24 protein-coding genes are annotated in these 25173 nt (G+C 62.4%); 10 read left to right on the forward strand and 14 right to left on the reverse strand.

Annotated elements, in window-relative coordinates; all coding sequences use genetic code 11:
* Window positions 1–125: 125 nt before the first annotated feature.
* Window positions 126–1211 carry a glycoside hydrolase family 3 N-terminal domain-containing protein gene (locus tag LT42_RS05740; RefSeq protein ID WP_070356509.1) on the reverse strand — a complete coding sequence of 362 codons (1086 nt, stop codon included), beginning with the start codon at window positions 1209–1211 and terminating at the stop codon, window positions 126–128.
* 312 nt (window positions 1212–1523) lie between these two features.
* Between LT42_RS05740 and LT42_RS05750 the strand changes: the two genes are divergently transcribed.
* The 4 genes from LT42_RS05750 to LT42_RS05765 all read left to right on the forward strand — a co-directional run bounded on the left by LT42_RS05750 (window position 1524) and on the right by LT42_RS05765 (window position 4985).
* Window positions 1524–1871 (forward strand): hypothetical protein, encoded by a 348-nt coding sequence (locus tag LT42_RS05750; RefSeq protein ID WP_037010656.1) that lies wholly within the window; start codon window positions 1524–1526, stop codon window positions 1869–1871.
* 202 nt (window positions 1872–2073) lie between these two features.
* The gene (locus LT42_RS05755; RefSeq protein ID WP_037010658.1) at window positions 2074–2637 is read left to right on the forward strand and encodes a type 1 glutamine amidotransferase domain-containing protein; all 564 of its coding nucleotides are present in this window, start codon (window positions 2074–2076) and stop codon (window positions 2635–2637) included.
* A 220-nt stretch (window positions 2638–2857) separates the two neighbouring features.
* Window positions 2858–3523 (forward strand): glycosyltransferase family 2 protein, encoded by a 666-nt coding sequence (locus LT42_RS05760; RefSeq protein WP_037010659.1) that lies wholly within the window; start codon window positions 2858–2860, stop codon window positions 3521–3523.
* Between the two features lie 187 nt (window positions 3524–3710).
* The gene (locus tag LT42_RS05765; protein ID WP_208855902.1) at window positions 3711–4985 is read left to right on the forward strand and encodes an Nramp family divalent metal transporter; all 1275 of its coding nucleotides are present in this window, start codon (window positions 3711–3713) and stop codon (window positions 4983–4985) included.
* A gap of 559 nt (window positions 4986–5544) precedes the next feature.
* Here LT42_RS05765 and LT42_RS05770 read toward each other — a convergent pair.
* Together LT42_RS05770 and LT42_RS05775 are read right to left on the reverse strand one after the other, a co-directional pair.
* A complete protein-coding gene (locus LT42_RS05770) occupies window positions 5545–6042 on the reverse strand; it encodes a copper chaperone PCu(A)C (protein WP_037010663.1) in 498 nt (165 codons plus the stop codon).
* Window positions 6042–6650, reverse strand: coding sequence for an SCO family protein (locus LT42_RS05775; protein WP_037010666.1), 609 nt, complete (start codon window positions 6648–6650; stop codon window positions 6042–6044). The genes LT42_RS05770 and LT42_RS05775 overlap by 1 nt, the downstream gene beginning before the upstream one ends.
* 434 nt (window positions 6651–7084) lie before the next feature.
* Here LT42_RS05775 and LT42_RS05780 point away from each other — a divergent pair, with 434 nt between their 5' ends.
* The 3 genes from LT42_RS05780 to LT42_RS05790 are packed head-to-tail and all read left to right on the forward strand — an operon-like array spanning window position 7085 to window position 9527.
* Window positions 7085–8173, forward strand: coding sequence for an acyl-CoA dehydrogenase family protein (locus tag LT42_RS05780; RefSeq protein ID WP_037010668.1), 1089 nt, complete (start codon window positions 7085–7087; stop codon window positions 8171–8173).
* On the forward strand, window positions 8170–8931 hold the full coding sequence (locus LT42_RS05785; protein WP_037010671.1) for a PIG-L deacetylase family protein: 762 nt from the start codon (window positions 8170–8172) through the stop codon (window positions 8929–8931). Before LT42_RS05780 ends, LT42_RS05785 begins: the two co-directional genes overlap by 4 nt.
* Window positions 8928–9527, forward strand: coding sequence for an SAM-dependent methyltransferase (locus tag LT42_RS05790; protein ID WP_037010673.1), 600 nt, complete (start codon window positions 8928–8930; stop codon window positions 9525–9527). Before LT42_RS05785 ends, LT42_RS05790 begins: the two co-directional genes overlap by 4 nt.
* A gap of 1 nt (window position 9528) precedes the next feature.
* On the opposite strand, the gene LT42_RS05795 is transcribed toward LT42_RS05790, so the two are convergent.
* On the reverse strand, window positions 9529–10338 hold the full coding sequence (locus tag LT42_RS05795; protein ID WP_037010675.1) for a GNAT family acetyltransferase: 810 nt from the start codon (window positions 10336–10338) through the stop codon (window positions 9529–9531).
* 199 nt (window positions 10339–10537) lie between these two features.
* Window positions 10538–11002 (reverse strand): hypothetical protein, encoded by a 465-nt coding sequence (locus LT42_RS05800; RefSeq protein WP_152597596.1) that lies wholly within the window; start codon window positions 11000–11002, stop codon window positions 10538–10540.
* 308 nt (window positions 11003–11310) lie between these two features.
* On the opposite strand from LT42_RS05800, the gene LT42_RS05805 reads away from it, so the two are divergent.
* Window positions 11311–13719 (forward strand): glucose/quinate/shikimate family membrane-bound PQQ-dependent dehydrogenase, encoded by a 2409-nt coding sequence (locus LT42_RS05805; protein WP_037010679.1) that lies wholly within the window; start codon window positions 11311–11313, stop codon window positions 13717–13719.
* A gap of 111 nt (window positions 13720–13830) precedes the next feature.
* Here LT42_RS05805 and LT42_RS05810 read toward each other — a convergent pair whose 3' ends face one another.
* From LT42_RS05810 to LT42_RS05820, 3 genes are all read right to left on the reverse strand, one after another.
* On the reverse strand, window positions 13831–14046 hold the full coding sequence (locus tag LT42_RS05810) for a hypothetical protein (protein ID WP_037013011.1): 216 nt from the start codon (window positions 14044–14046) through the stop codon (window positions 13831–13833).
* Between the two features lie 64 nt (window positions 14047–14110).
* On the reverse strand, window positions 14111–14359 hold the full coding sequence (locus LT42_RS05815) for a hypothetical protein (RefSeq protein WP_037010681.1): 249 nt from the start codon (window positions 14357–14359) through the stop codon (window positions 14111–14113).
* 115 nt (window positions 14360–14474) lie between these two features.
* A complete protein-coding gene (locus LT42_RS05820) occupies window positions 14475–15230 on the reverse strand; it encodes a hypothetical protein (RefSeq protein ID WP_037010683.1) in 756 nt (251 codons plus the stop codon).
* A gap of 1173 nt (window positions 15231–16403) precedes the next feature.
* Between LT42_RS05820 and LT42_RS25170 the strand changes: the two genes are divergently transcribed.
* Window positions 16404–16949, forward strand: a complete 546-nt coding sequence (locus LT42_RS25170; RefSeq protein WP_081955325.1) for a sterol desaturase family protein — start codon at window positions 16404–16406, stop codon at window positions 16947–16949.
* Here the strand turns inward: LT42_RS25170 and crtB are convergent.
* From crtB to fni, 5 genes are read right to left on the reverse strand one after another with little or no spacing between them, the layout of a single operon-like run.
* Window positions 16831–17820: a 15-cis-phytoene synthase CrtB gene (crtB, locus tag LT42_RS05825; RefSeq protein WP_037010685.1), complete on the reverse strand. Its 990-nt coding sequence runs from the start codon at window positions 17818–17820 to the stop codon at window positions 16831–16833. The two genes, LT42_RS25170 and crtB, sit on opposite strands and share 119 nt — an antisense overlap.
* The gene (locus tag LT42_RS05830) at window positions 17817–19307 is read right to left on the reverse strand and encodes a phytoene desaturase (protein WP_037010687.1); all 1491 of its coding nucleotides are present in this window, start codon (window positions 19305–19307) and stop codon (window positions 17817–17819) included. The genes crtB and LT42_RS05830 overlap by 4 nt, the downstream gene beginning before the upstream one ends.
* Window positions 19304–20470: a lycopene beta-cyclase CrtY gene (crtY, locus tag LT42_RS05835; protein ID WP_037010689.1), complete on the reverse strand. Its 1167-nt coding sequence runs from the start codon at window positions 20468–20470 to the stop codon at window positions 19304–19306. The genes LT42_RS05830 and crtY overlap by 4 nt, the downstream gene beginning before the upstream one ends.
* Entirely contained in the window at window positions 20467–21741 is a 1275-nt protein-coding gene (locus tag LT42_RS05840) for a glycosyltransferase (protein ID WP_037010691.1), read from the reverse strand. Before LT42_RS05840 ends, crtY begins: the two co-directional genes overlap by 4 nt.
* Entirely contained in the window at window positions 21738–22793 is a 1056-nt protein-coding gene (gene fni, locus LT42_RS05845; RefSeq protein ID WP_037010693.1) for a type 2 isopentenyl-diphosphate Delta-isomerase, read from the reverse strand. The genes LT42_RS05840 and fni overlap by 4 nt, the downstream gene beginning before the upstream one ends.
* Before the next feature lie 198 nt (window positions 22794–22991).
* Here fni and LT42_RS05850 point away from each other — a divergent pair, with 198 nt between their 5' ends.
* A complete protein-coding gene (locus LT42_RS05850) occupies window positions 22992–23921 on the forward strand; it encodes a polyprenyl synthetase family protein (protein ID WP_052075109.1) in 930 nt (309 codons plus the stop codon).
* On the opposite strand, the gene LT42_RS05855 is transcribed toward LT42_RS05850, so the two are convergent.
* Entirely contained in the window at window positions 23911–24387 is a 477-nt protein-coding gene (locus LT42_RS05855; protein WP_037010695.1) for a hypothetical protein, read from the reverse strand. The two genes, LT42_RS05850 and LT42_RS05855, sit on opposite strands and share 11 nt — an antisense overlap.
* Window positions 24388–25173: the final 786 nt, after the last annotated feature.

The following is a 25173-nucleotide window of genomic DNA, read 5'->3' on the forward strand; positions in this document are numbered from 1 at the left end:
TTCTGACATGTGCGAAGTCATGGAGAGTAAAACGCGCAGGCCCGGAGTACAAATGGGTGGCAAACGAGCTGCAAGCTGCAAGCTGCAAGGGATAAGCCGTTGCACGCGGGTGAAAGTTGGCTCGGCTAGAGCAACACGCGGCGTGTCAGATGGCCCCCGCTGATGGGGTAGGACACGTAAAGCCCCGCCTCCACCTGGGTGTGCGAGGCCTGGGCTGTGGAGCGGACTTTGTGTGCAGCGGCCAGCAGGCACCGGGCGTCGAGTTGTCCCTGCGCCACCGCCTGTTCGATCGCGTCAGCAAGGTCGTCCAGCCCCGCCTCTGCCGACACCAGCAACAGATGCGCGCCGGCGTTCAGGGCCGCAATCGCGGCCTGGGCGATGCTGTTGCCGGCCAGTATGGAGACGGCGTCGAGGTCGTCGGACACGATCAGCCCTTCGAACCCCAGGCCCTCGCGCAGCAGGCCGATCACCGCCGCCGAAGTACTCGCCGACTGATGCGGGTCCAGGGCCGGGAACACCGCAGGGCCCGGCATGATCGCCCCGACGCCCGCAGCGATCACCTGACGAAACACCTCCAGCCCGTCTTGCAACGCAGCAGCGTTGTCGGGCACTACAGCTCGCTCCACCGCCGGGTCTTGGGCCAGCGCGTGATGGCCAAGGAAGTGTTTGGCGGTGGCGGTGATGCCGGCGCGTTGCACCCCGCGGATAAACGCGCAGGCGATGCGTGCCACTTCGGCAGGATCGGCCCCGAGCGTGCGATTGTGCAGCCAGGGATTGACCCCGGTCACTACATCCACGATGGGCGCCAGAAACAGGTTGATGCCCATGGCACGGGCCGAGCCAGCCATCTCATAGCTGCGGGCCTCAATGTCAACGGCGCTCATGTGCGTCAGCGCAGCCGGCGTTGGCATGCCCGGTACCAGCCCGTGCAAGCGCTGAATGCCACCCAGTTCCTGATCCACGGCGATGAGCACTGGCGCCGCTGCACACAGCCTGGCGTCCCTGGCCATGGTCGAGAACTGCACATGGGTTTCAGCACGCCGGCGCTCAAAACTCATGCGGCGCGCCTGATATTCGTCCCGGGTTTCGCCCAACAACACCGATACCCCGCCAGCATGCAGATGGCGACGGACCGGGTCGTCGAGGGTCAGCCCGGCAATCGCCGGCATCAGGACTGATCGCGCAGCCCGTTGCAGCTCGTGGTGTTTCATGTGCGGCCTACCTCGATACGATGCTGACGAGCGGATGTGCATGATGCTTATGCTCGTTTTCGCTCACTTTATATTTATCGAGCAGACTGTCAACATAATCGAGCACCAGGATTGCAAATCGAGCATTCCTACGAAGACCCCCTGGCCGCAAGGCATTCGGCTACAGCGAGGCTGGGGCTGCCCGAGACGCAGCCTGGAAATTATTCCGAACGTGCGCTTTTCATTTGCGCGGTTGCTGGTCAACATAGCCGCCGATCAACCCAACACGTAAAGTGCCGATCACTGTCCCGTTTTCTAATTCAGGATGAATTGATGCGCCGTTTTCTACCGAGCTTGTTACTCAGCTGCGCCATGGGCGTGGCTTTGACGGGTTGCAGTTCAACGCCGAACAACCCGTCGTATGATTTTGATACCGCCAAGACGCCTTCTGACTACGCCAAGTGCATTTACCCCAAGTGGCAGCAGATCAAGCCCGACACGACCATGACCGAGAGCAAGGGCCACTACAAGCTGCTCATCTCCGGCAAGATCGCTTCCGATGAGATCCTCGAGGTCTACAAAGGCAATCCCAAGACCCGCGTTTTCCTTTACCAGCGTGCCCCGCTGTCGTCCGCTTTCGGCCGTAACGCATTGGAAAAAGCCGTACGCGATTGCCTGTAATCGGCAACGAATCGAGACTGCGCCCTTTGGTCGCACGGCGCAGGGCGTAACCCCCGCCAGCACGCGGCGAGGCAAGGTTCACACTGCAGATTGGTCATCGCCCGTTGAGCAATCGGGCTGAACTTTTGTTTTTCAGACTTCCTCTGAACGTCACAACGCCTGCTACACGGGCGCCGTGTAAACGTCAGAGGAAACCGAAAGCATGAGCAATCAACTGAACGGCAAAAAGGTCCTGATCATCACGTCCAACACCGGCATCGAGCGCGATGAGTTGCTCAAGCCGCTGCAGGCACTGAAGGATCAAGGCGCTGCGGTGACTCACGCCACCATCGAAGGCGGCACTGCGCAGCTGTTTCTGCACGACACCGAAAAAGACACCACCGTCACCTCCGACAGCAAGCTGAGCGGGCTGTCTGCCGGTGATTTCCACGCGCTGGTGATCCCCGGCGGCACCGTCAACGCTGACACCCTGCGCCAGGACAGCGATGCGCAGCAGCTGGTCAAGGCATTCGCCGATGCCGGCAAGCCGGTCGCGGCAATCTGTCACGGCCCATGGCTGTTGATCGATGCGGGTGTCATCAAGGGCAAGACGCTGACGTCGTACCCAAGTGTGCGCGCCGACCTGGTCAACGCCGGCGCAGCCGACTGGGTGGACGCCGAGGTCAAGCAATGCCCGGCCAATGGCTGGACGTTGATCACGTCGCGCACGCCAGATGACATTCCGGCCTTCAATGAGGCGATCACTCAGGCGCTGCTGGCCGGTTGAAGTTCGCTTCAGAGCGCCCCGGCGCTCACCTAAGCAAGACGCATCGACGCCGCTGAACAGCGGCGTCGATGCGTTTGTGCGCCCTCAAAAAAGTCACGTCGGTGAGCTAACAGACGAAGCGGCCCCGGCGAAACGAAAATACTTGAAACCAAATTTCCGCCGCTTCGGTCGACATCCACGGACGCCGCGATCAGCGCAGGTGCCGAGACGAGACCTTTTGATGATTGGAATTATTGTCCCCGCGCACAACGAGGAAGATTTTCTGCACGACTGCATCAAGTCCCTGATCGCTGCCTCTGCCCACGAGGGCCTGCACGGCGAGCCCGTGGAAATTCTGATCATGCTCGATGACTGCTCCGACGCTTCAGCGCAGGTAGCGGCCGCGCACCCCGTCGGTACTCGGCTGTGCGCCTACCGCAACGTCGGCATGACCCGGGCCGAAGGCGCGCGCATTCTGCTGGAACGCGGCGCCCGCTGGCTCGCGTTTACCGATGCCGACAGCGTCGTGCCTTACGCCTGGCTGGCGCATCAGGTCAGTCTGCAGGCCGACGCGGTCTGTGGCATCGTCGAGGTCGACGACTGGTCCGGTTACCCCGAACACGTGCGTCAGCGCTACGATTCCCTGTACCGGCCGGTCGATGACCATCGGCACATTCACGGCGCCAACCTGGGTGTAAGCGCCGATGCCTACCAGCGCGCCGGCGGCTTCAAAGCGCTGGCGGCCCACGAAGATGTGCATCTGGTGGCTGATCTGCAACGCATCGGTGCTTCCATCGCGTGGATATCCGCAAACAGCGTCACCACCAGTGCGCGAAAGGACTACCGTTGCAAGGAAGGCTTCGGCGATTATCTGAATACGCTGGCAGCGACGCCGATACCGGGCTGAGGGTTGCGCCCACTTGCGTCGGTCTGACGGAAGCATCGGCCAGAGTCGTCTGCTCCCGCGCTCCATCGGGCACGGTCAGAATGCCGTCTACACCACCCGCCCACTTGCTCACGCTTAACAGCCGGAATTCTCGATGCCGCCCATTGACCACTCTGCCCGCCCCGGGGACGACACGCTCGGTGGCGGCATGCCCAGCGCCAGCGTCGCCATGCCCAAGACCGGCAATTGGTTCAAACGGCTGCTGGCGTTCACCGGCCCTGGCTACATGGTTGCCGTGGGCTACATGGACCCGGGGAACTGGGCCACGGACATCGCGGGCGGCTCGAAATTTGGTTACCTGCTGCTGTCGGTGATCCTGCTGTCGAACCTGATGGCCATTGTTCTGCAAGCGTTGTCGGCGCGTCTGGGCATCGTCACCGGCTGGGACCTGGCGCGCGCCTGCCGGGAACGCTACAGCCGGCCTGTGTGCATCGCGTTGTGGGTCGCCTGCGAGATTGCCATTGTGGCCTGCGACCTGGCGGAGGTCATCGGCACCGCCATCGCGCTTAATCTTTTGTTCGGCATCCCGCTGATCTGGGGCGCAGTCATATCTGCCGTGGATGTTTTTTTGATTTTTCTGCTGATGGGCCGTGGCTTCAGGGCGCTGGAGGCTTTTGTCATCGCGCTGCTGCTGATCATTTTCGGCTGCTTCGCCATTCAGGTGGTCCTTGCACAGCCTGACCTGGCCGAGCTGTTCGCCGGTTTCATTCCGAAAGCCGAGGTGGTGACCAACCCCGAGGCGCTGTACCTGGCGATCGGCATCATTGGCGCCACGGTGATGCCGCATAACCTGTATCTGCATTCCTCCATCGTGCAGACCCGCGCCTATCCGCGCACGGAAGAAGGCCGACGCATCGGCCTGCGCTGGGCGGTTACCGACAGCACCATCGCGCTGACCCTGGCGCTGTTCGTCAACGCCGCCATCCTGATCACTGCGGCGACGGTCTTTCACAAGGCCGGCAAGACCGACGTGGTGGAAATCGAACAGGCCTACCACCTGCTGTCGCCGATGCTGGGCGTCGGCATGGCGTCGATGCTGTTTGGCGTCGCTCTGCTGGCGTCGGGCATCAACTCCACGGTCACCGCCACCCTCGCTGGCCAGATCGTCATGGAGGGTTTTTTGCGCCTGCGTCTGCCGGGGTGGATACGTCGCCTGCTGACCCGCGGGCTGGCAATCATTCCGGTGATCGTCGTCACCAGTATTTACGGCGCCCAGGGCACCGCGAAATTACTGGTGCTGAGCCAGGTGATTCTGTCGATGCAGCTGCCGTTCGCCATCGTGCCGCTGGTGCGCTTCGTGTCAGACCGCAAGCTGATGGGCACATTCGTGACCGGACCGGTGCTGACGAGCCTGGCTTGGGGCATTGCGCTGCTGATCATCGTGCTGAATGTGGTGCTGCTGGTGGGGGCGTTTGGCGACTGAAGCCCCGGCTCCTACGGACCCTATCCGCGCCAAAGATTGTATGCCCTACACAAATCCATTGTAGGAGCGCGCTTGCCCGCGAAGGCATTCTGCCTGTGACGAATCAGGCGCCTGACACCCACATTCGCGGGCAAGCGCGCTCCTACATCAATCGCGTTGAATGGTGAGCCATTGTCGTACCAACCTGCAGGCGCCGACCTTAGCCGCCCCCAAGGTTGCGCGCCTTGCACAAAACCACTGTAGGAGCGCGCTTGCCCGCGAAAGCATTCTGCCTGTGACGAATCAATCGCCTGACACCCTGCATTCGCGGGCAAGCGCACTCCTACATCGATCGCGTTGATGGTGAGCCATTGTCATACCCACCTGCAGGCGCGGGCCTTACGTATGCCAAAGGTTGTACGCCCTACACAAAACCACTGTAGGAGCGCGCTTGCCCGCGAAAGCATTCTGCCTGCGACGAATCAACCGCCTGACACCCTGCATTCTCGGGCAAGCTCGCTCCTACTGTTCGGCGTCAGCCGGTCCACTGGCTGGACGAACCTCTATCTACGCAGGGGGCTCAATGCGTCATCCCGTGGTCGTGTTGCATGTCCATCGTGGCCGCCGAGCGGGCCGGGGCGCTGACGTTCAGGACTTCGGTCTCGCCCTTGGCGTTCTTGACCGTCAGCGCCAGAGGCACCTGGTCGCCTTCCTTGATCTGCCCGTTCAGGCCCATCAGCATCACATGGTAACCCTCAGGGTCCAGCGCCACGGTCTTGCCTGCGGGCAGAGGCACGGCGTCGACCGGGCCCATGCGCATGACGTCATTGGTCATGCTCATCTCATGGATCTGCACGTCCTTGGCCACCGGCGATGTCACGCTGAGCAACGTGCTGTCGGTGTCGGCAGTGATGCGCATGAACGCGCCGGAGGACGGCTGCCCCGCCACTGTCGCACGCACCCACGGGTCCTCGACCCGCGTCTGGGCAACCGCGCCCAGGCTGACACCCGCCAGCAGCACGACCCCGCACGCACGCGAGGCGAGCGAACGCGAAACAGCATTCAACAAAGCATTCATCAGCAGACTTCCATGACAGTGAGCAAATCTTCCGCGCATTGTTTGGCGGAAAGGGATGGCGACAGCCCCAGGCGCAGATTGCCACGGGAGTCGAAGACGAAACTGGTGGCGGTGTGGGACATGGTGTACGTATTGCCCGCCGGGACCTTCTCGTAGAACACGCCGAATTCTTTGGCGACATGGGCGGTGTCTTCCAGCGAACCGCGCAGCGCCACAAACGTCGGGTCGAACTGTTTGATGTAAGCGTCGAGAATCTGCGGCGTGTCGCGCTCGGGGTCTACGGTGATAAAAATCACCTGCAGCGTCTTGCCGTCCTCGCCCATGAGCTTCTTGATCTGTGCGGCGCGCGCCAGGGCCGTCGGGCATACCGCCGGGCATTGGGTGAAGCCGAAAAAGACCATCGGCATCAGGCCGCGATAACTCGACAGGGTTCTGACCTCACCGTCGGTGTCGGTCAGCTTGAACGTGCGGCCCATGATCTTGTTGCTCAGATCTTTGCCGTATTTGAAATCCAGCGCAGTGGTCGAACCGTCACAACCGGCCAGCAGGCCCAGCCCCAACAGGCCCATGCCGGCGACCACCTGACGGCGGGTCAGAAACTCATTCATCTGGCGATCTCTCGAAAGCAGCGGCCAGCCAATGCCAGGCCTTTTTTCGTCCAGCTTGCCGGGCCGCAGGCGTTCATTGGCAGTCGCACTGCAGCGGCGAGGGACGAAGCGAAAAAAACAGGTGCCAGACAGTGTCGCGCATAAGTGCACCGATTGCGTAGCGGACGACTGTTACCGACAGCATTCTAACGCCGTGAACGCCTTGACCCGCAGTGCCAACGGACTGCCCGCTGCGACAAAACCGCACACCTGTTCAGGCAGGCCTCACGCGCTGCATTTTTTTGGCCAGCCCATCCCGCATCAATGCAACGACCGTGACCGCAGAAATGTTTGAACCCCGCTTCGCTTGCGCTGCCGAATGGCTTCAGCAGGCCGCGCAACAGGGCCACAACGCTCACGTCTTGCGCATGAGCGACGGACATTGAGGGCTCAGCATGCACAACGACGCACAAGGACTCGAATCACTGCTGGCTGAGTTCGCCCGGCGTGACAATCCGCACCTGCCGGATGCCGCGTTGCGTGCCGCCATGCAGCGCTGCGTCGACCATGGCCTCGATCAACTTCCCTTGCCGGGCAGCGGCCGCACCTTGCTTCGCTGGCAGCGCCTGGCGGCCGTGGCCGGTATCGACCTGCCGCTGCTCAAGCTTTATGAGGGCCACACCGACGCCCTCGCCATCCTCCATGAACTGGGATTTAACGCACTGGGCATGCAGTCCGACTTAAACCCGCCGAGCGACCGAAGGGCGGTCGAAGCGCCGTTTGCCAAGCCCGGGGTCTGGGGGGTGTGGGCGGCAGAACCGCCTGACGCCAGGGTCATCGTCAGTCAGCGCAAAGGCGATCAAGTACAGCTCGACGGTCGCAAGGCCTGGTGCTCCGGCGCGCAACTGCTCGATTACGCCTTGCTGACTGCGTGGGCGAGCGATGGCACGCCGCACCTGGTGGCTGTTGACCTCAAACAACAGAGCGTCAGCTTTGTCAGTCAGCACTGGCAGGCCGTGGGCATGGCGAGTACCGCCAGCGTCGATGTGCATTTTGAACGGGCAGTCGGCTTTTGTGTCGGCGACAGTGGTGGCTACCTCTCCCGCCCCGGGTTCTGGCAGGGCGGCGGCGGCATCGCTGCGGCCTGGTATGGCGCGGCAGTGGCGCTGGCGAACGTCCTGCGCAGGCATCGACAAGAAGGACGTGCCGAACCCCACGCCGATGCCCATCTAGGGGCCGTTGATGCAGCGCTGGCTGGCGCTGCAGCGTCCTTGCGTGAATGCGCCGGATGGATCGATGCGCACCCGCAGCAGGATGCAAGTCTGCCCGTGCAGCGCCTGCGTGCGCAGGTTGAAATGGCCGTCGAGCAGGTGTGTCGGCATGTCGGCCGGGCGCTGGGCGCGACGCCTTTCTGCCGCGATCCGCACTTCGCCCGGCTGGCCGCTGACCTGCCCGTGTTTATCCGACAAAGTCACGCTGAACGGGACCTGGCGCACCTGGGCCAGCGAGTCGCCGCGAGCGCAACCGAGGACTGGTCTCTATGAATGAAGCATCCCCTTTTGGCGTCAGCGGAACCTCCTTGAGCGCCTGGCAAGACAGTGTCGCGCTACGCGGTGTGCGCCCCGTTACCCTCGAAGAACTGGTACCGCCCGGGGCGCGCCTGGTAGTGCTTGCGCCGCACCCCGACGATGAAGTGCTGACCTGCGGCGGGCTGCTTGCCGCGATGGCTCGACGCCAGGATGAGGTGCAGCTGATCGCCGTCACTGATGGCGAGGGCAGCCATCCGGGCTCGCCGCTGTGGCCCGTACAGCGCCTGCAAGCCGAGCGTCCCCGGGAAAGCGAGCACGCGGTGGCACACCTGGGCCTCGACGTCATGCGGTTGTCCTGGCAACGGCTCGGCCTGCGCGACGGGCAGGTCGCCGAGCAGGCCGAATCACTGATAGCGCTGCTCAGCGAAGACCTGCGCCCTTCGGATGTCCTGGTCACCACCTGGCGCCACGACGGCCACTGTGATCACGAAGCGGTTGGCCACTGCGCTGCCCAGGCGGCCGCCAACAGCGGCGCGACGCTGGTGGAAATCCCGGTCTGGGCATGGCACTGGGCCGAGCCCAACGACCCGCGCATTCCATGGGAGCAGGCGCGTAAATTCTGGCTCAGCGACGAGCAACTGCAACGCAAGCGAAAAGCAGTCGGCGCTCATCTGAGCCAGCTTGAAAGCGACCCCAGCACCGGCGCCCCCCCGGTCCTGAGCCCGGTAACGCTGGAGCGTCTCCTGCAGCCATTCGAACTGGTATTTCTATGAGCATTACTGGTGAGTATTTCGACGATCTGTTCGCCAACAGCGACGATCCCTGGGCGTTTCGCACCCGCTGGTACGAACACCGCAAACGTGACCTGACCCTGGCAATGCTCCCTCGTCAGCGCTACGCGCGAGCTTTCGAACCGGGTTGCGCCAACGGCGAACTGAGCCTGCGCCTGGCGCAACGGTGTGACGCCTTGCTGTGCATGGACATGAGCGCCCGGGCCGTGACGCTGGCCCGTGAACGGCTGAGCGCACATCCCCACGTCGAGGTGCTGGAGGGCTGCCTGCCGCAGGACTGGCCGGCCGGCGCATTCGACCTGGTGGTTATCAGCGAATGGGCTTACTACCTCACGCCCGAGGCTTTCGCCGAAATCATCGAGCGCGTCCGCGAAAGCCTGACACCGGACGGCACGGTGCTGGCCTGCCATTGGCTGCACCCCATCGAAGGTTGCCCGATGGACGGCCGCGACGTGCATCAAGTGCTGGCGCGACACCTGGCAATGGAGCGCACGATTCGGCACGAGGAGCGCGACATTCTGCTGGAGGTGTGGAGCAAGGACCCCCGCGGGATCGACCTCGCCGAAGCCGTGCTTTGACTCACACCAGCCGCGGTCCGTTTAGCTTTTGCCCGCCCGCCTCGCCCAGACGATCGTTGGCGAACAGCCGCGCCTGACGGGTCAGGTGGTCGATGTGGCGATCACGCTGCTTCTCCGCATCCGTCATGGCACGCTTGCCGTGCTGCTTGAGCAGGTAGCTGTGGATCTGGCGTACTTCCAGCGAACTGTAAATCGGCGCCACGTCCAGGACGGCCAGCAAGCCTTCGCTCTGCCGCGTCCGGGTGTTCATCAGTACCTGTGGGCCGCGCGCGCCCAACACATTAAAGCCCAGCGCTTCGAACACCGGCACTTTGGGGACGAAGCACGCGAGCTCGGCGTGTGGATATCGGTCGGTCATCAGCTTCAGCATGGCCCGCGCGACACCCTGACGGCGGCGCGCCGTCTGGACCGCCATGTACGCCACGGAGCAGGCCCGCTCAACGTCTTGGAGCACCGCAGGCTGCTGATGGGTTGGATGCTCGTTCAGCCGGTCCTGTGAGGGGGCATCTTGTGCGGCCGCTTCCGTCACCGGCAGGCAGAGCAGGAAGCCGATGACCACCGAAGGGTCCTCGGCGTCGAGCGCCACGATCAACTCCACTGCGAGCCCGAGCGAACCGTCCATTGCCTGCAGGTACTGGTGCACCTCGTGACCGACGCCGTATTGATAGAGCGAGTACAGGGGGTTGCTCGGCGCGATCGCGACCATGCTGATGTCGGTGACATAGTCGATCACCATTTGCATGATTTGGCTTTTGATGAATTCGGGCGGGGTTGTGTCAAGACGGGTGACGGTGAACGTGGGGCTGAGCATGGTGATCCTGAGTCTGTGGCTGGACTGCGCAAGGCGCTTCGCATCGCATCGCGAGGTGCATCATACCCGCCTTGCCCTGGAGTGGGGCCCCTTGCTGCCCGGCGCTGTGTCCCGAATCACCGGCCGCAGATACGCCAAGCGCCAGGCGCCAGGCCCGGGTGTTGAGCGGTGAAAAGCCTGGTCAAGTGAAAAGCCTGATTTAGTGCGAAGCCCAATGCGCAACTTTGCGCTGAACGTCTGCGGCGCCCGCCAGGCACTTTTCTGCAGACACCGACAACGCGCTGCGGGCAAGCGTCGTCACGGGTTTACCGGGCGGCGAGTAGATCGTGATGTGATGCGCGCCCCTGGTCTCAAACTCGATGCGGGCGCCATCCTCAAGGTGCAGCGCCTCGTCTGAATACTTCCCGTCCAGCGCCTGATAATAAGGCGGCGCGCTGAGACAGGTGCGCAAGCCACCGTCATCAAAAATCTCGACGAAGAAGGTCCCGCCAGCGTGAGGCCCGGCCCACAGACCCGTGAGGTCTTCAGGCGGCGGCGTGGCGCTCACCGAGGCGTAATCCACCAGCGACAACCCGCTGGCCTTCGGGGATGTGCAGCCCGCTGCGCTCGACAAGCCCACCGCCAACAGCAGCATCAGCGCGGCTTCGGCTCGTTTGAATCTCATATCCATAAGAACGTGAACTTCCCGTGTTTCGTAGGGCGGCAGCAGCCAGTGCTTGCAGACCTGTCTGCCGCTTCATGCTGAAGATGACTTTAGTACGCTGCCCTGCCCGTCGCAAACCGCACTGACGGGATGCATTTTGCGATTCCCGATCTGAATGGTTTTTGCGCGCTATCAGATCGCAAATCCGACCTATGCTTGAAAAAAGCGCGTGGTCAGTGACGCCGAAACATTTCATCTTCCGACGCGGTGGATTGTTGAACCCCAATTACGGCGCACAGTCCATGCACTACACCTAGGGGGGATCATCGATGAACGACTTATCAAAAGCTTCAGGGCTGAGGCGTTTCACATCCATCATTGCAGGCATCTTCGCTCTGTTTCTGTTGGTAGGCGGTATCTGGCTGCTCACGTTGGGCGGCTCTTTTTATTACCTGTTTATGGGCGTTGCGCTGTTGGTATTCGCTGCGCTGTTGTGGCGACGCTCGCCTGCTTCGCTATGGCTGTACGGCGCGCTGATGCTGATCACTGTGGTCTGGGGCTTGTGGGAAGCAAGTACAGATTTCTGGGCGTTGGTGCCGCGCTTCGACATCCTTGGGGTGCTGGGCCTGTGGCTGCTGATTCCGGCGGTGACGCGGGACATTCCGGCGCGCCTGAAGCCCGGCAAGACCTTTCTTTCTGCAACACTGGCCCTGGCAATTGCTGTGCTGGTTTACTCGATCTTCAACGATCCGCAGGAAATCAACGGCAGCATGGCCACCGCGCAACCCGCGCAGCATCAGCCGGTTGAAGGGATCGCCAACGGTGACTGGCCGGCCTATGGCCGTTCGCAGTCAGGAACGCGTTACTCTCCGCTGACCCAGATCAACGAAGGCAACGTCAAAGACCTGCAGGTGGCCTGGACCTTCAACAGCGGCGAATCGAAAACCGCCAACGATTCCGGTGAAACCACCAACGAGCTGACGCCGATCAAGATCGGCGACAACATGTACATCTGCACCACCCACCAGATTCTGGTGGCGCTGGACCCGGCCACGGGTAAAGAGAAGTGGAGATTCGATCCCAAGCTCAAATCCGATCCCTCCTTCCAGCACTTGACCTGCCGTGGCGTTGCCTACTTTGATCAGGCCGACACCGCGCAATTCGCCAAGAGCCTGGAAGGCGCGCAGCCGGCCACCACCAGCTGCCCGCGCAAAGTGTTCCTGCCGGTCAACGATGGGCGTCTGTTCGCGATCAATGCCGACAACGGCACCCCTTGCGCCGACTTCGCCAATAACGGCGAGCTGGATCTGCTGCACTTGCAGCCTTACCCGTATCCGGGTGGCCTCGAACCTACCTCCCCGCCTGTGGTGACCGGCACTACGGTGATCATCGGTGGTTCGGTGACCGACAACCTGTCGGTGCATGAGCCTTCCGGCGCCATCCGCGGTTACGACGTCCACACCGGCAAGTTGAAGTGGATTTTCGACACGGGCGCAGAAGACCCCAATGCCATTCCAGGCGACGGCCAGACACTGGTCAACAACTCGCCTAACGCTTGGGCGCCGCTCGCTTACGACGCTAAAACCGACGTGGTTTACGTACCGACCGGCAATCCGACGCCAGACATCTGGGGTGGCAACCGCACGCCGGTGATGGAGCGCTATGCCAGTTCGATCGTTGCAATGAACGGCTCCACCGGCAAGCTGGTGTGGAGCTTCCAGACCACTCACCACGACCTGTGGGACATGGACGTGCCGGCTCAGCCTACCCTCGCTGACGTCAAGACCGGGACCGGCGAGGCGGTGCCTGCGGTGTATGTGCCGACCAAGGCCGGCAACCTGTTCGTCCTTGACCGTCGCGATGGCAAGCCAATCGTGCCGGTACACGAGATGCCGGTGCCTGCCGGTGAAGCCGCGCCGGGTGATCGTGTCAGTCCTACTCAGCCGCGCTCGGACCTTAACCTGACGTCGATCCAGACGCTGTCCGACAAGGAAATGTGGGGCGCGACCATGTTCGACCAACTGGTCTGCCGCGTGATTTTCAAGCAGCTGTCCTACAACGGCCAGTACACACCGCCGTCGGAGCAAGGCACGCTGGTGTTCCCGGGCAACCTGGGCGTGTTCGAATGGGGCGGCATTTCGGTGAACGCCGATCGTCAGGTCGCGTTGATGAACCCGATGGCGCTGCCGTTCGTGTCCAAGCTGATTCCTCGTGGTCCGAACAATCCCCTCTGGCCTAAAGAAGGCCTGACCGGTACCGGCACCGGGACCGAAATGGGTATCCAGCCGCAATATGGCGTTCCGTACGGCGTGGAAATCAATGCCTTCCTGTCGCCGTTGGGCCTGCCGTGCAAAGAGCCGGCCTGGGGCTACGTTGCCGGCGTTGACATGAAGACCCACGACGTGGTCTGGCGCAAGCGCATCGGTACCATCCGCGACAGCCTGAAAGGCATTCAACTGCCGCCGCTGAAAATCGGTGTGCCCATGCTCGGCGGCCCTATCTCGACTGCGGGCAACCTGATGTTCATCGCCGGTACGCAGGACAACTACCTGCGCGCCTTCAACGTGACCAATGGCGATTTGCTGTGGGAAGCACGCCTGCCGGCAGGTGGTCAGGCAACGCCAATGACCTACGAGAGCAATGGCAAACAGTACATTGTGATCATGGCCGGCGGGCACGGCTCGTTCGGCACGAAAATGGGCGATTCGCTGATCGCCTACGCGCTGCCGTCGAAATGATCGGCGGTTGAGCGAAAAAAAGAAGCCCGAGTGATCGGGCTTCTTTTTGTCTGCTGTTTTTGAAGGTCTTGCATCGGACGGGTCGAGCGCAGCCGGGTCGGCTTAAGGCCGCTAAGGCATGTACTCATCCGTGTCGACATCTCCTACACGCAGTTCACGCACACCGCTGTCGGACTCAAAGCGGATGACGGCGCCGTGGCCCTGGGTGAGGGTCAGCACATGCTCAATCAGGGTGGCCTGATCCTCTGCCACCCTGATTACCTTGTAGCCATGGGCCTTGAGCAATTTCCATTGCGGCCCGTCTGCTTCGATTCTGAACACGTCCATGGCAGGCATCACCATCGTTGTTCCAGGCGTGCAGTGACATCTGCGCACGCCGATTGCGGCTGTCTCAGGCGCTTTCGATGACGCCCGTCATTGCAGTGAAGTGGGTCTGGCGATTCTTGAGTTTTTCCAGGACCTCTTCCGGCGTGGATTCACGAAACACCACCATGTGCCCGACTTCCTTGCCGCCCTCGGTGACCCGCTCAATGTCGTTGATCATCCAGGTTTTGAGTTCGTCGACGCTGATGCCCAGTTGCTCGGCAACCTGACCATGGAACCGTTCTGCGTCGTATTGGTTGAATTCGTCGTTGTTCATGACGTTGGCTTCCTTAAGCGAGTGTAACTGTCAGGCCGCAGCAGGCCGGCACAGTTCACTCCCTGAAGACGCACGGCGTTGCGCATCGCAGCTGGCGCCGAACTACTGCGCCTGACTACTGGGCCTGACTACCGCGCAGGCCGCCGCCCATCCAGGGGCTGTAGTTGAAGAACACGGTGCCCCTGGCAACGCCGGAGGCATCCACCTCAAACCCCGGCATTTGAGCGAGATCCAAGTGCTTGCACTGTTCAGTCAGCCTCGCCTGCAGCGCATTGTCGTATTTGAACGCGTCCAGCCTGTCGAGGTGACGCTCCAGATTGACGACGCACTCCTGGACCTTGCCTTGCTTGTCCGCCAGGTACTCGAAGGTGACGACACCCATGCTGTCGGGCGGTGACTTCATCAACGTGCGCTCGGCGAAATAGCGTGCCTGTGCGGATTGTTGATATCGGCCCTGCATGGAGAGTCGCTGGCGCTCGTTCATCGAAAGAAAGATCAAGGGCGCAACGACTTTCAAACCGTCCTGGTCGAGCCGTTCCGGAGGCACCGGCGGGAACACGGCGCTCCAACAGGCCGCCTTTGAAAGCTCGGCAAGCCGCGGATTCGCCGAGAACAAGCCGGTGGCGTGGGTGTCGCAACTGACGACCGCATTGCTGCGATCAATCTGCACGACGAGCCGCACTTCTCCGGTCAACCCATCGCTGTTGGCGTCCATCGCCGCATTACCGATAGCTGACTGGAAACGCCTGACGAATTGATCGAAGCGCTGCTTTTTGGTGGCTTCGGCGCTGGGCGCGGACTCGGCAGCTGCGGACGCCGCAGAAGGCGAGGCGACCTGGTGTGACTGGCAGCCTGTAACGGCAGCAGCCATGACGGCGCTGATCAGGAGTCGGCCGCAGAAGGACGTGGGGAGAAGACGAGGGAGACGAAACGATGGGCAAGCGGGCAAGAGAAATCATCCTTGAAAGGCAAAAAGACGCGTGAAGATACCGCCGCACATCCCGATGCGCTACCCGACGAAGGCAATATGAACACGCGAAGGCCCTGCTTCAGCCGGGAAGGCGTGGGGTGTCACGCTGCGAAACTGACGGTGCGTCCAAGGGCCTCTTCCCGGCTGAAGCCGGTCCCACCAACAGCAATGGTGTGCATCCTGTAGGACCGGCTTCAGCCGGGAAGGCATTGAGTGTCACGCTGCGAAATTTTATGGTGCTTCCAAGGGCCTCTTCCCGGCTGAAGCCGGTCCTACTGACAGCAATCGCGTGCATTCTGTAGGACCGGCTTTAGCCGGGGAGGCGTGGGGTGTCACGCTGCGAAATCTATGGTGTTGCCGATGCCCTCTTCCCGGCTGAAGCCGGTCCCACCAACAGCAATGGTGTGCATCCTGTGGGACCGGCTTCAGCCGGGAAGGCATTGAGTGTCACGCTGCGAAATTTTATGGTGCTTCCAAGGGCCTCTTCCCGGCTGAAGCCGGTCCTACTGACAGCAATCGCGTGCATTCTGTAGGACCGGCTTTAGCCGGGAAGGCGTCGGTTGTCACGCTGCGAAACTGACGGTGCGTCCAAGGGCCTCTTCCCGGCTGAAGCCGGTCCTACTGAAAGGCAATCGCGTGGATCCTGTGGGACCGGCTTCAGCCGGGAAGGCATTGAGTGTCACGCTGCGAAATTTTATGGTGCTTCCAAGGGCCTCTTCCCGGCTGAAGCCGGTCCTACTGACAGCAATCGCGTGCATTCTGTAGGACCGGCTTTAGCCGGGAAGGCGTCGGTCGTCACGCTGCAAAACTGACGGTGCGTCCAAGGGCCTCTTCCCGGCTGAAGCCGGTCCCACTGAAAAGCAATCGCGTGGATTCTTTGGGACCGGCATTGGAACGCGGTTGGTATTGTGAGACCGGCTTTAGCCGGGAAGGCTCCGGGCGCCACGCTGCATGTGCCAAGCGGGTCCCGCCCAAAGCGACAAGCCGGGCTCCGTGCGGGCCAGCGGCGTGCGACAATCACGCACCGAACACCGTCGGCCTTTTAAGGGTCTGACGCTGAGACCTTCCCTGCGGATGAACACAATGACCAACGCCCTTGTATTTCTCGCGACCGTGATTGGCATGGAGGGCTTTGCCGTGTTTGCGCACAAATACATCATGCACGGTTGGGGGTGGGGCTGGCATCGCTCGCACCATGAGCCGAGAACCGGCTGGTTCGAGAAAAACGATTTGTTCGCCGTGGTCTTTGCCGGCTTCGCCATCGTGCTGATTGCTCTGGGCACCCAGGGCGCACATCCGCTGGAATGGATCGGCGCGGGCATGACCGCTTACGGCTTCCTGTACTTCGTCGCCCATGATGGCTTGGTGCACAAACGCTGGCCTTTCAAGTACGTGCCGCGCAACGGCTACCTCAAACGCCTGTATCAGGCGCACCTGATGCACCACGCCGTGTCGGGCAAGGAGCGCTGCGTGTCATTCGGTTTTCTCTACGCGCCGAGCGTCAGTCGCCTGCGCGCCCAGCTTCGACGGCTGCATGACGGTCCGCTGCAAAAGACTGACCCGGACGTTGCCAGAGGTGCGCAGGGCGTGCCGGCCACTGCCGACCACGAGACGCAGTAGCCTTCCACGCACCCAGCGCCACCAGGCGCAGCTTGTCCAGCTTGCTGGTAGAGACACGCTCGTCCCAGGCCTGCGCCCCACGCTGCCTGACCTTCACGCCAATCTCGCGGTAAACGCACCCGGCGGTCGCCACGGCCCAGGCCGACCGCCATGGCAGCGCAGTCAGGCCGGCATTGGCGCTTTCGTAATAGGGTTCGGCCATGTCCACCAAGCGCTGGGCAAGCACCGCTACGGCTGGCCGGTACTGAGGTTCGGCGAGACGATCAGCCGGAATGCCCACCTCATCCAGCCACTGCTCGGGCAAGTAGCAACGCCCCACCGACGCGTCCTCGATGATGTCCCGCGCAATGTTGGTCAACTGAAACGCCAGGCCCAGGTCGCAGGCGCGATCAAGCGTCGGCTCGTCACGAGCGCCCATGATCTGCGCCATCATCAAGCCGACCACGCCGGCCACGTGGTAGCAATATTCGAGCGTGTCTTCGACACTGTGGTATTCGCGCTGGCTGACGTCCATCGCAAAGCCGGCCAAGTGCTCAAGCGCATAGCGCTGCTTGATGCCGTGGCGCTGCACCACTTCGCTGAATGCTTCGAATGCCGGGCTGTCCGTCGGCGCTCCAGCGTAGACGGCGTGGGTCTGGGCGATCAGCCGCTCCAGCCGAGCGGTGACTTCCTGCTGACTGATCACGGTCGCCGAATGCCCCGCTTCCTGGCCGTCGATCACGTCGTCGCAGTGGCGGCACCAGGCGTACAGCATCACCGCGCTGCGACGCGTCAATGGGTCGAATAGGCGCGAGGCCGCGGCGAAGCTTTTCGAGCCGACCGCGATGCTCTGCGTGGCGTGGTCAAGCAGCGCTTGGTCGGCAGCACTCATGAATGCAGGTCCTCCAGCATCAGGCCAGCAGTGGCCTTGGCCGAGCCTATTACCCCCGGTACGCCAGCGCCCGGATGCGTACCCGCTCCGACCAGATACAGGTTGCCGAGCTTGGCGTCACGGTTGTGCGGGCGGAACCACGCGCTCTGACGCAGGATCGGCTCAAGGGAGAACGCCGACCCAAGGTGCGCATTGAGTTCGCCCTGAAAATCCAGCGGCGTGAAAATACGGCTGGTGACCAGGTCCTCGCGCAGCCCGGGCATGTAGTGCTTCTCCAGGTAGGCAAAAATGCGATCGCGATAGCGCGGCCCTTCCACCTCCCAGTCGATCTCGGCGTTGCCCAGATGCGGCACCGGCGACAGCACGTAGTGGCTCGAACACCCCGGCGGCGCCAGGCTCGGATCGGTGATGCACGGTGCGTGCAGGTACAGTGAAAAGTCTTCAGCCAATGCCGCGCCTTTGAAGATTTCCTGAATCAGCGCCTTGTAGCGAGGCCCGAAGCAGACCGTGTGGTGTTGCAGTTGCGGCTGCGGTCGTTTGAGGCCGAAATGGATCACGAACAGCGAGTTGCTGAAGCGCTTGCCCTTGAGTCTCGCCCCTTCCTGCACCCCACGCGGATGCCCGCCCAGCAACTCGGCATAGGTGTGCATCACATCGGCATTGGAAGCCACGCAGTCGGCGTCGATCTGCCGACCGTCCTTGAGCCGCACGCCGGTCACGCGGGCCGCACGGGTTTCGATGCTGGCGACGTCGGCGTTGAGCTCGAAACGCCCGCCGATGTCTTCGAACAGCTTGACCATGCCCTGCACCAGCGCACCGGTGCCGCCTTTCGGAAACCACACGCCCCATTGACGCTCCAGGGCGTGAATCAGCGTGTAAATGGACGAGGTTGCGAACGGGTTGCCGCCGACCAGGAGCGAGTGAAAGGAAAACGCCTGACGCAGTTTGTCGTCCTCGATGAATTCCGCCACCATCGAATACACGCTGCGCCACGCCTGCAGTTTCGCCAGCTGCGGCCCGGCCTGAACCATGTCGCGGAACGACAGAAACGGCACCGCCCCCAGTTTCAGATAACCCTCCTGAAACACCGCTTTGGAGTACGCCAGAAAGCGCTGATAACCGGCAACGTCCTTGGGATTCAGCGCAGCGATCTGCGCGTCCAGCGAGGCCTGGTCGTTGGCGTAATCGAACTTCGTGCCGTCTTCCCAGCACAGGCGGTAGAACGGCGCGACCGGCAGCAGCTCGACGTAATCCTTGATCGACTTGCCGGCGGCGGTGAACAGCTCCTCGATTGCCGTCGGGTCGGTGATCACTGTCGGCCCGGCGTCGAAGGTAAAGCCCTGGTCCTCGTAAACGTAGGCACGTCCGCCGGGCTTGTCGCGTTTTTCCAGCAGGGTCGTTTGCACACCTGCCGCTTGCAGGCGGATGGCCAGGGCCAGGCCACCAAAGCCGGCACCAATCACAATTGCGCTTTTTGCTGGGGTCATTTCAATTTCTCATAATGCTTGGGCAGGTAGCGAACAGCGGCTTTGACCGCCTCGTTGATCGGCACCGGAGGTTTGCCGGTCAGCACGCGGAGCTTGTCGGCCAGCGTGCTGCGGCCTGCATAGAAACGGCTGATCAGGCCTTCGGACAGCCCGTAGAAGCGCTGCATGACCTGCCAGCGATTGGCGGGGCGTCCTGCCAGAAACAGCATGCGGTTGAGCAATCGGTAGAAGCGCTGGCTGTTCCAGGCCTGTTGCGCCATGGCGCGGATGCCGCGGTCGAGGGCCTCGGCATTCAGGCTCGGCTGAGCGGCGATCCAGTCCGCCAACCTGACCGCATGCGGCAGTGAATAACCGGTGGTGCAATGAAACAGACCGGCGCGCAGACCTGACCGGGGCTGGCCCGCCGCCTCGCGCCAGAAACCGGCAAAATCACCGGCCAGGGTGATCGGTAACACGCCCTGCTCTTCGCGCAGGCACTCGGCGATTTCCCAGCCTTGGGCAGCGGCGTATTCGGCGACGTGCTGACGCAGTTGCGCGGCAGAAAAGGAATGCTGGTCGACGTAATGGGTGTCTTCGATCAACAGGGTGTCGGCTGTGAACGGCAGCACGTAGACGAACCGGTAGCCCTGGTACTGGGCGACACGCGCATCCATGATGATCGGCGCCGTCAGGCCATGCGGCGCTCGCAAGCGCAGCAGCTGCCCGAGAAATGCCTGCTGGCCCAACACCATGTTCACCGTGGGCTGCACGCCCCGGCCGTCGATCACCGCAAGCGCCTGAAGCTGCTCACCGCTCTCCATCACCACGGCGCTCGGCGTGAGGCGGGTGATGCGCTGCCCGGTGCGCAGCGCGTCCCCCAGGTCAGCCTGAATGACGTCCGCAAATCGCTCGGAGGTGATGCTGGCGTAGCCGCTGTTCAGTCGTCGCGAGCGCTGCGGAAAGTGCACGTCATACGCGGCCCAACGCTGCACCACCAAAGGCTGCAGCCAACGATGTTGCTCAGCGCTGAGATCGCCCTCATGGAAAGACCAGGTATGGTTGCCGCCCATATGCGACTGTTCCTCAATGCACAGCACGCGCAATTCGGGCCTGAGCTGCTTGAGGCGCCATGCGATGAGCCCGTTGGCCAGCCCGCCACCGGCCAGGATCAGGTCGTAGGTCATGAGAGCTGCCCCGCCAGCACGGGCTGGCCCGTGCGCACCACGGCTTCGATGATGTCGGCGGCGCGGGCGGTCCCGCCGGCTTGTGACAGCTCGCTCGCCAGACGCTCGAATGGCTCGGCCGACAGCCCGCGCAGTTGCACCAACCGGTCGCGGATCTGACTCGTCCCCGCGCCGCGCCGCAACTGCAGACCGATGCCCGCATGCGTTACGCGTGACGCGACGCCTGGCTGGTCGAAGGCAATCGGCATGACCAGCATCGGTGTGCGCGTGACGATGGCGTCCATCACCGTGTTCAGCCCGCCATGTGTCACGACGGCGTCGGCGTTTTGCAGCGCCCATTCCTGAGGAGCAAAATCGGTCACCCACGTTGCTCCGGCGTTGATCAAGCGCTTTTCCTGTCGCGTATCCAGCCCGCCGCAGTGCGCCACCAGCAGTTGCGCGTTCAGCTGGCGGCTGGCGGCTGCGATGCGTTTGAACATGGCGTAACGGCTGCCCTGCAAGGTGCCCAGGCTGGCAAATATAAATGGCCGCGCCGGGTCAATGGCCCATTCGCCGACTCGACCGGAAGGCGGCATGCGCAGCGGGCCAACCGCATGGAAACTCGCGGGTGGATGCTGACGGGGGAAATCGAAACCGGGGATGGTCTGGCTGATTTGCGCGTAAGGCGAGAGGCATTCATGCAACCCGGTACGGGGCTCGATGGCCAGGCGTCGGGAAGCCTCACGCAGGACCTTGCCCAGTGGGCGCATCAGCCAGTCATAGACTTTGCGGCTGCCCTCGAAAATCTGCTGACTGCGTTCATCGGTGGCATAAGCAAAGGGCATCACCGCGAGTGGCAGCTGGGCTTCGCGGTTCACCGGCAAGGCGCAGGCCACGGAAACATAAGGCAGACCCAGCCCTTCGGCGACCAGCCCGCCTGCCGCTTCCATCTGATCACAGAGCAACGCCTCGATCTGCCGAGACGCCAGCGCGGCGGGCAGTTCGGTGCAGAGCATTTGAGTGGTGTCGCACAGGTCACGAATCACTCGCCGCAGGCGCAGCGGGTTGTTTGAGCAGGCGGCCCGTTGCAGCGCAGCGTCCAGGCTGCCCGGCGGATGACTGAGGGCGCCCAGTGCATGAAAACCGATGCGCGGGTCGGTCAGCCAGCGCCGCGCATCGGCCTGCTGGAAAAACGTGACCTGATGCCCTCGGTCAATCAGCGTCGCGGCCACGGCCTGAAACGCCTGAAAGTGGCTGTAGAACGCCGGAGCAACCACCGCAAAATGGGTCATGACAGCAACGACTGCAAAGCATCGGGAGCCAGCAGTCGAGCGCGGCGCAGCGCCTGCAGGTCCGCAGACCCGGTGCAGAAACAGGCGATGCGCAGCTGGCGAATGACGATGTCGAAGTGCTCGATGACCGCAGCCGTAGACAGGGTCGCGTCGCGCAGTACGCCAGCGGCCTGGCCGACGATGTCTGCACCCAGGCGAATGGCCCTGGCCACATCGACACCGTTACGGATGCCGCCTGAAGCAATCAGCGGCGTCTCGGGCAATGCCTGCCGCACCATCGCCAGGCTTAGGGCGGTGGGAATGCCCCATTGAGCAAAAGCCATGGCCACTTCACGGTCGGCCGGGTGCTGCGCACGCTCACCCTCCACCGCCGCCCAACTGGTACCACCGAGGCCAGCGACGTCCAGGACCTGCACGCCGGCTTCCACCAGCGCCACTGCCACTTGCGCCGACAGCCCCGCGCCCACTTCCTTGACCACCACGGGCACGCCGAGGCCGCGCACTACGCGTTGGATGGCCTCCAGGATGCCTTGCCATTGCCGGTCACCGCCCACCTGAACCGCTTCCTGCAAGGGGTTCAGGTGAATGATCAGGGCATTGGCTTCAAGCATGTCGACCGCACGCCGGGCCATGTCCAGCCCATCGGGTTCTATCAACTGTGCAGCGCCGATGTTGCCCAGCAGCGCGATATCCGGGGCCAGGCGCCGCAGTTCACGCGTCAGCCCTTGATCGCCGCCGCGCTGCAACGCCACCCGCTGGGACCCCACGCCCATGGCGATGCCCAATTCCTGGGCCGCTTCTGCCAGATGACGATTGATGGCAGTGGCCCGATCGGCTCCGCCGGTCATGGAGCTGATGAGCAGCGGCGCACGCAACGCGACGCCGAGCAATGAGCTGCTCAGGTTGATATCGTCCAGATCAAGTTCGGGCAGCGCACAATGTTCGAACCGGATGTCATCCAGCCCGGAGAAGGAAGAACGCACGCTGGCGCGCCTGTCCAGCACGATATCAAGATGATCGTCTTTGCGACGACCCGTCTCGGTGTGAGTCATACTCGCTCCATGCCTCTGAATTATTTAGCCGGCGATGCGGTCTTCTGCACACGCAATCTTGTACAAACCCGATTTTCATGTACAACTTTGCCGTATCTTGAGGCATTAAGAAACAGCAGTCGTTCCGTGATGAGCGGTCTCGCACGCCGAACCGCTCCGCGACGAACAGTTTTACCGCTAAAGCATAGGGAAAGACCGATGGCAGGTAACGTCGACACAACAATCAAACCGGGCTTTGCCGGACGACTGGGAGACGTCCGGGCGGCCATCGAAACGCGGCTGTCCGAGCTGTTGCCCGAGTCTGGCAACGAGCGCGATCTGGTCGCGTTGGCCATGCGCGAATCGACGCTGGCGCCGGGCAAGCGCATGCGCCCGGTACTGCTGGTCCTTGCCGCTGAAGGGCTGGCAGAAAACAACCGAGACCATGACAACCAGGCTTCACGGCAGGCGGTCGACCTGGGCTGTGCTGTCGAGATGATTCATGCGGCTTCGCTGGTGCTCGACGACATGCCGTGCATGGACAACGCAGCACTGCGCCGTGGCCAGCCCACGGTGCACCTCAAGTTCGGTGAAGATGTAGCGATCCTGACCGCCATCGCCCTGCTCAGCCGCGCCTTCGGGGTGGTCGCCACCATCAGCGACCTGGCAGCGACCACTCGCACCGAGCTGGTCGAAGTGTTGGCCAATACGGTGGGCATGCAAGGGTTGGTGCGCGGGCAGTTCCAGGACCTGCGCGACGGCCAGCGCAGTCGCGACGCCGACGAAATCGCCCTGACCAATAACCTGAAAACCGGAGTGCTGTTCGGCGCCATCATGGACATGGCCTGGCTGATCAGCGGCGCTGCGCAATCACAGCGGCCGCTGCTGCAGAACTTCGCCATGGAGTTGGGCCAGGCCTTCCAAATGTACGATGACCTGCGCGACCGCTGCGCCGACAGTGACAAGGATCAGGGCAAGGACGACGGCAAGTCGACCTTTGTGTCGCTGTATGGAGAAGACAAGGTCAAACGGCAACTGGCCTCGCACCTGTCCAGCGCTGAGCACTATTTGCGTGAAGTCTACGGCGATGCTTCGATGATCGCCGGCTACATGCGGCAGATTTTCGAGAAGGCCGCGCTTACCGGCTAGCGGACTGCGAACCGAGTCGGGCGATGGCCTGCTTGAGTTGTTCGCCGTCTGAAAAGCGCTCCTGACGGACGACCGCGCCATTATTCAGGGTCAGCCACTGGACGGTGTCGCGATCGCCGTCATAGGCAGACGCCACGCGGGCATCGCGGTCCAGCAAAATTCGGTATTTGGCCGAGCGCATGGCCGGCACCGCGACCATCTTCACCAGCGACGGCATTTTCTCGATGTCGGCCACATAAACCACATGACGCTGTTCGAGATAACCCTCGGGGCCGTCTTCAAGTGCGGCATTGACCATCTTCGCCGCGGACATGCTGCGCGCGATCAACAGCACTTGAGCCTGGTCATCCAGCGTATACGCCTTGTCGAACTGATCCAGGAGCGTCCATTTGGCGATGGGCTGGGGCGTGTCCTGAGCGAACGCATTGAGACTGAGAAACAAGGCGAGAGCCGCAAATTGCCGCATGGTTTACATCCCTTTAGCAGGAAGATTGAATAAGCGTCAGGCGTCGAAGCAGTGACGGGGTACGCCACGCCTGGTCCTTGAGTATGGCCATTGTGGATCAACAAGCGAAACGTGCGCCAATTTACCAGCAAGCGCTGATCAACGCGCCATCGAACGTTGTCCGCAACAGGGTTGTACCGATCAATGTCGATGAAACGCAAAACCCCTGCAGGAGCGCGCTTGCCCGCGAACTCGATGGTGAATTCGCCGCATCTTTATCGCGCGTACCGATGTCTGCGACAAATCCGCCGCATCTCTGTCGTCGGTCCCGAAGTCTGCGGTGAGCCCGCCGAAGCCCTGTCGCCCTTACTGAATTCTGCGGTGAATTCGCCGAATCTCTATCGCCCGTGCCGACGTCTTCGCGGGCAAGCGCGCTCCTACAATGGATCGTGGTCGCGATGGAGTGATGCGTGCATTCCGGCGCGACGTCTGACGATGCATACATTCCGGCGTGACGATTGCGGCAGCTGTGAACAACAGCGTCCCGGCCACCGCCGCGAATTATGCCGGCGGAACGCAGATCAACTGTAGGAGCGCGCTTGCCCGCGAAATCGGTCCTGAATTCGCCGCATCTCTGTCGCCCGTGCCGACGTCTTCGCGGGCAAGCGCGCTCCTACAATGGATCGTGGTCGCGATGGAGTGATGCGTGCATTCCGGCGCGACGTCTGACGATGCATGCATTCCGGCGTGAGGGTGGTGCAGATGCGAAAGGCGGCGTCCCGGCCACCGCTACGAATTATGCCGGCG

Origin of the sequence: Pseudomonas lutea (assembly GCF_000759445.1) — a bacterium.
In the GTDB taxonomy this organism is placed as follows: domain Bacteria; phylum Pseudomonadota; class Gammaproteobacteria; order Pseudomonadales; family Pseudomonadaceae; genus Aquipseudomonas; species Aquipseudomonas lutea.

Excerpts from the sequence above, each read along its gene's own strand:
- LT42_RS05840 (WP_037010691.1), bottom strand. The coding sequence starts at position 21,741 with ATGACCCATTTTGCGGTGGTTGCTCCGGCGTTCTACAGCCACTTTCAG.
- LT42_RS25170 (WP_081955325.1), top strand. The coding sequence starts at position 16,404 with ATGAACACAATGACCAACGCCCTTGTATTTCTCGCGACCGTGATTGGC.
- LT42_RS05830 (WP_037010687.1), bottom strand. The coding sequence starts at position 19,307 with ATGACCCCAGCAAAAAGCGCAATTGTGATTGGTGCCGGCTTTGGTGGC.
- LT42_RS05815 (WP_037010681.1), bottom strand. The coding sequence starts at position 14,359 with ATGAACAACGACGAATTCAACCAATACGACGCAGAACGGTTCCATGGT.
- LT42_RS05780 (WP_037010668.1), top strand. The coding sequence starts at position 7,085 with ATGCACAACGACGCACAAGGACTCGAATCACTGCTGGCTGAGTTCGCC.
- LT42_RS05855 (WP_037010695.1), bottom strand. The coding sequence starts at position 24,387 with ATGCGGCAATTTGCGGCTCTCGCCTTGTTTCTCAGTCTCAATGCGTTC.
- crtB (WP_037010685.1), bottom strand. The coding sequence starts at position 17,820 with ATGAGTGCTGCCGACCAAGCGCTGCTTGACCACGCCACGCAGAGCATC.
- LT42_RS05760 (WP_037010659.1), top strand. The coding sequence starts at position 2,858 with ATGATTGGAATTATTGTCCCCGCGCACAACGAGGAAGATTTTCTGCAC.
- LT42_RS05805 (WP_037010679.1), top strand. The coding sequence starts at position 11,311 with ATGAACGACTTATCAAAAGCTTCAGGGCTGAGGCGTTTCACATCCATC.
- LT42_RS05765 (WP_208855902.1), top strand. The coding sequence starts at position 3,711 with ATGCCCAGCGCCAGCGTCGCCATGCCCAAGACCGGCAATTGGTTCAAA.
- LT42_RS05770 (WP_037010663.1), bottom strand. The coding sequence starts at position 6,042 with ATGAATGCTTTGTTGAATGCTGTTTCGCGTTCGCTCGCCTCGCGTGCG.
- fni (WP_037010693.1), bottom strand. The coding sequence starts at position 22,793 with ATGACTCACACCGAGACGGGTCGTCGCAAAGACGATCATCTTGATATC.
- LT42_RS05820 (WP_037010683.1), bottom strand. The coding sequence starts at position 15,230 with ATGGCTGCTGCCGTTACAGGCTGCCAGTCACACCAGGTCGCCTCGCCT.
- crtY (WP_037010689.1), bottom strand. The coding sequence starts at position 20,470 with ATGACCTACGACCTGATCCTGGCCGGTGGCGGGCTGGCCAACGGGCTC.
- LT42_RS05740 (WP_070356509.1), bottom strand. The coding sequence starts at position 1,211 with ATGAAACACCACGAGCTGCAACGGGCTGCGCGATCAGTCCTGATGCCG.
- LT42_RS05750 (WP_037010656.1), top strand. The coding sequence starts at position 1,524 with ATGCGCCGTTTTCTACCGAGCTTGTTACTCAGCTGCGCCATGGGCGTG.
- LT42_RS05790 (WP_037010673.1), top strand. The coding sequence starts at position 8,928 with ATGAGCATTACTGGTGAGTATTTCGACGATCTGTTCGCCAACAGCGAC.
- LT42_RS05850 (WP_052075109.1), top strand. The coding sequence starts at position 22,992 with ATGGCAGGTAACGTCGACACAACAATCAAACCGGGCTTTGCCGGACGA.
- LT42_RS05775 (WP_037010666.1), bottom strand. The coding sequence starts at position 6,650 with ATGAATGAGTTTCTGACCCGCCGTCAGGTGGTCGCCGGCATGGGCCTG.
- LT42_RS05795 (WP_037010675.1), bottom strand. The coding sequence starts at position 10,338 with ATGCTCAGCCCCACGTTCACCGTCACCCGTCTTGACACAACCCCGCCC.
- LT42_RS05755 (WP_037010658.1), top strand. The coding sequence starts at position 2,074 with ATGAGCAATCAACTGAACGGCAAAAAGGTCCTGATCATCACGTCCAAC.
- LT42_RS05810 (WP_037013011.1), bottom strand. The coding sequence starts at position 14,046 with ATGGACGTGTTCAGAATCGAAGCAGACGGGCCGCAATGGAAATTGCTC.
- LT42_RS05785 (WP_037010671.1), top strand. The coding sequence starts at position 8,170 with ATGAATGAAGCATCCCCTTTTGGCGTCAGCGGAACCTCCTTGAGCGCC.
- LT42_RS05800 (WP_152597596.1), bottom strand. The coding sequence starts at position 11,002 with ATGAGATTCAAACGAGCCGAAGCCGCGCTGATGCTGCTGTTGGCGGTG.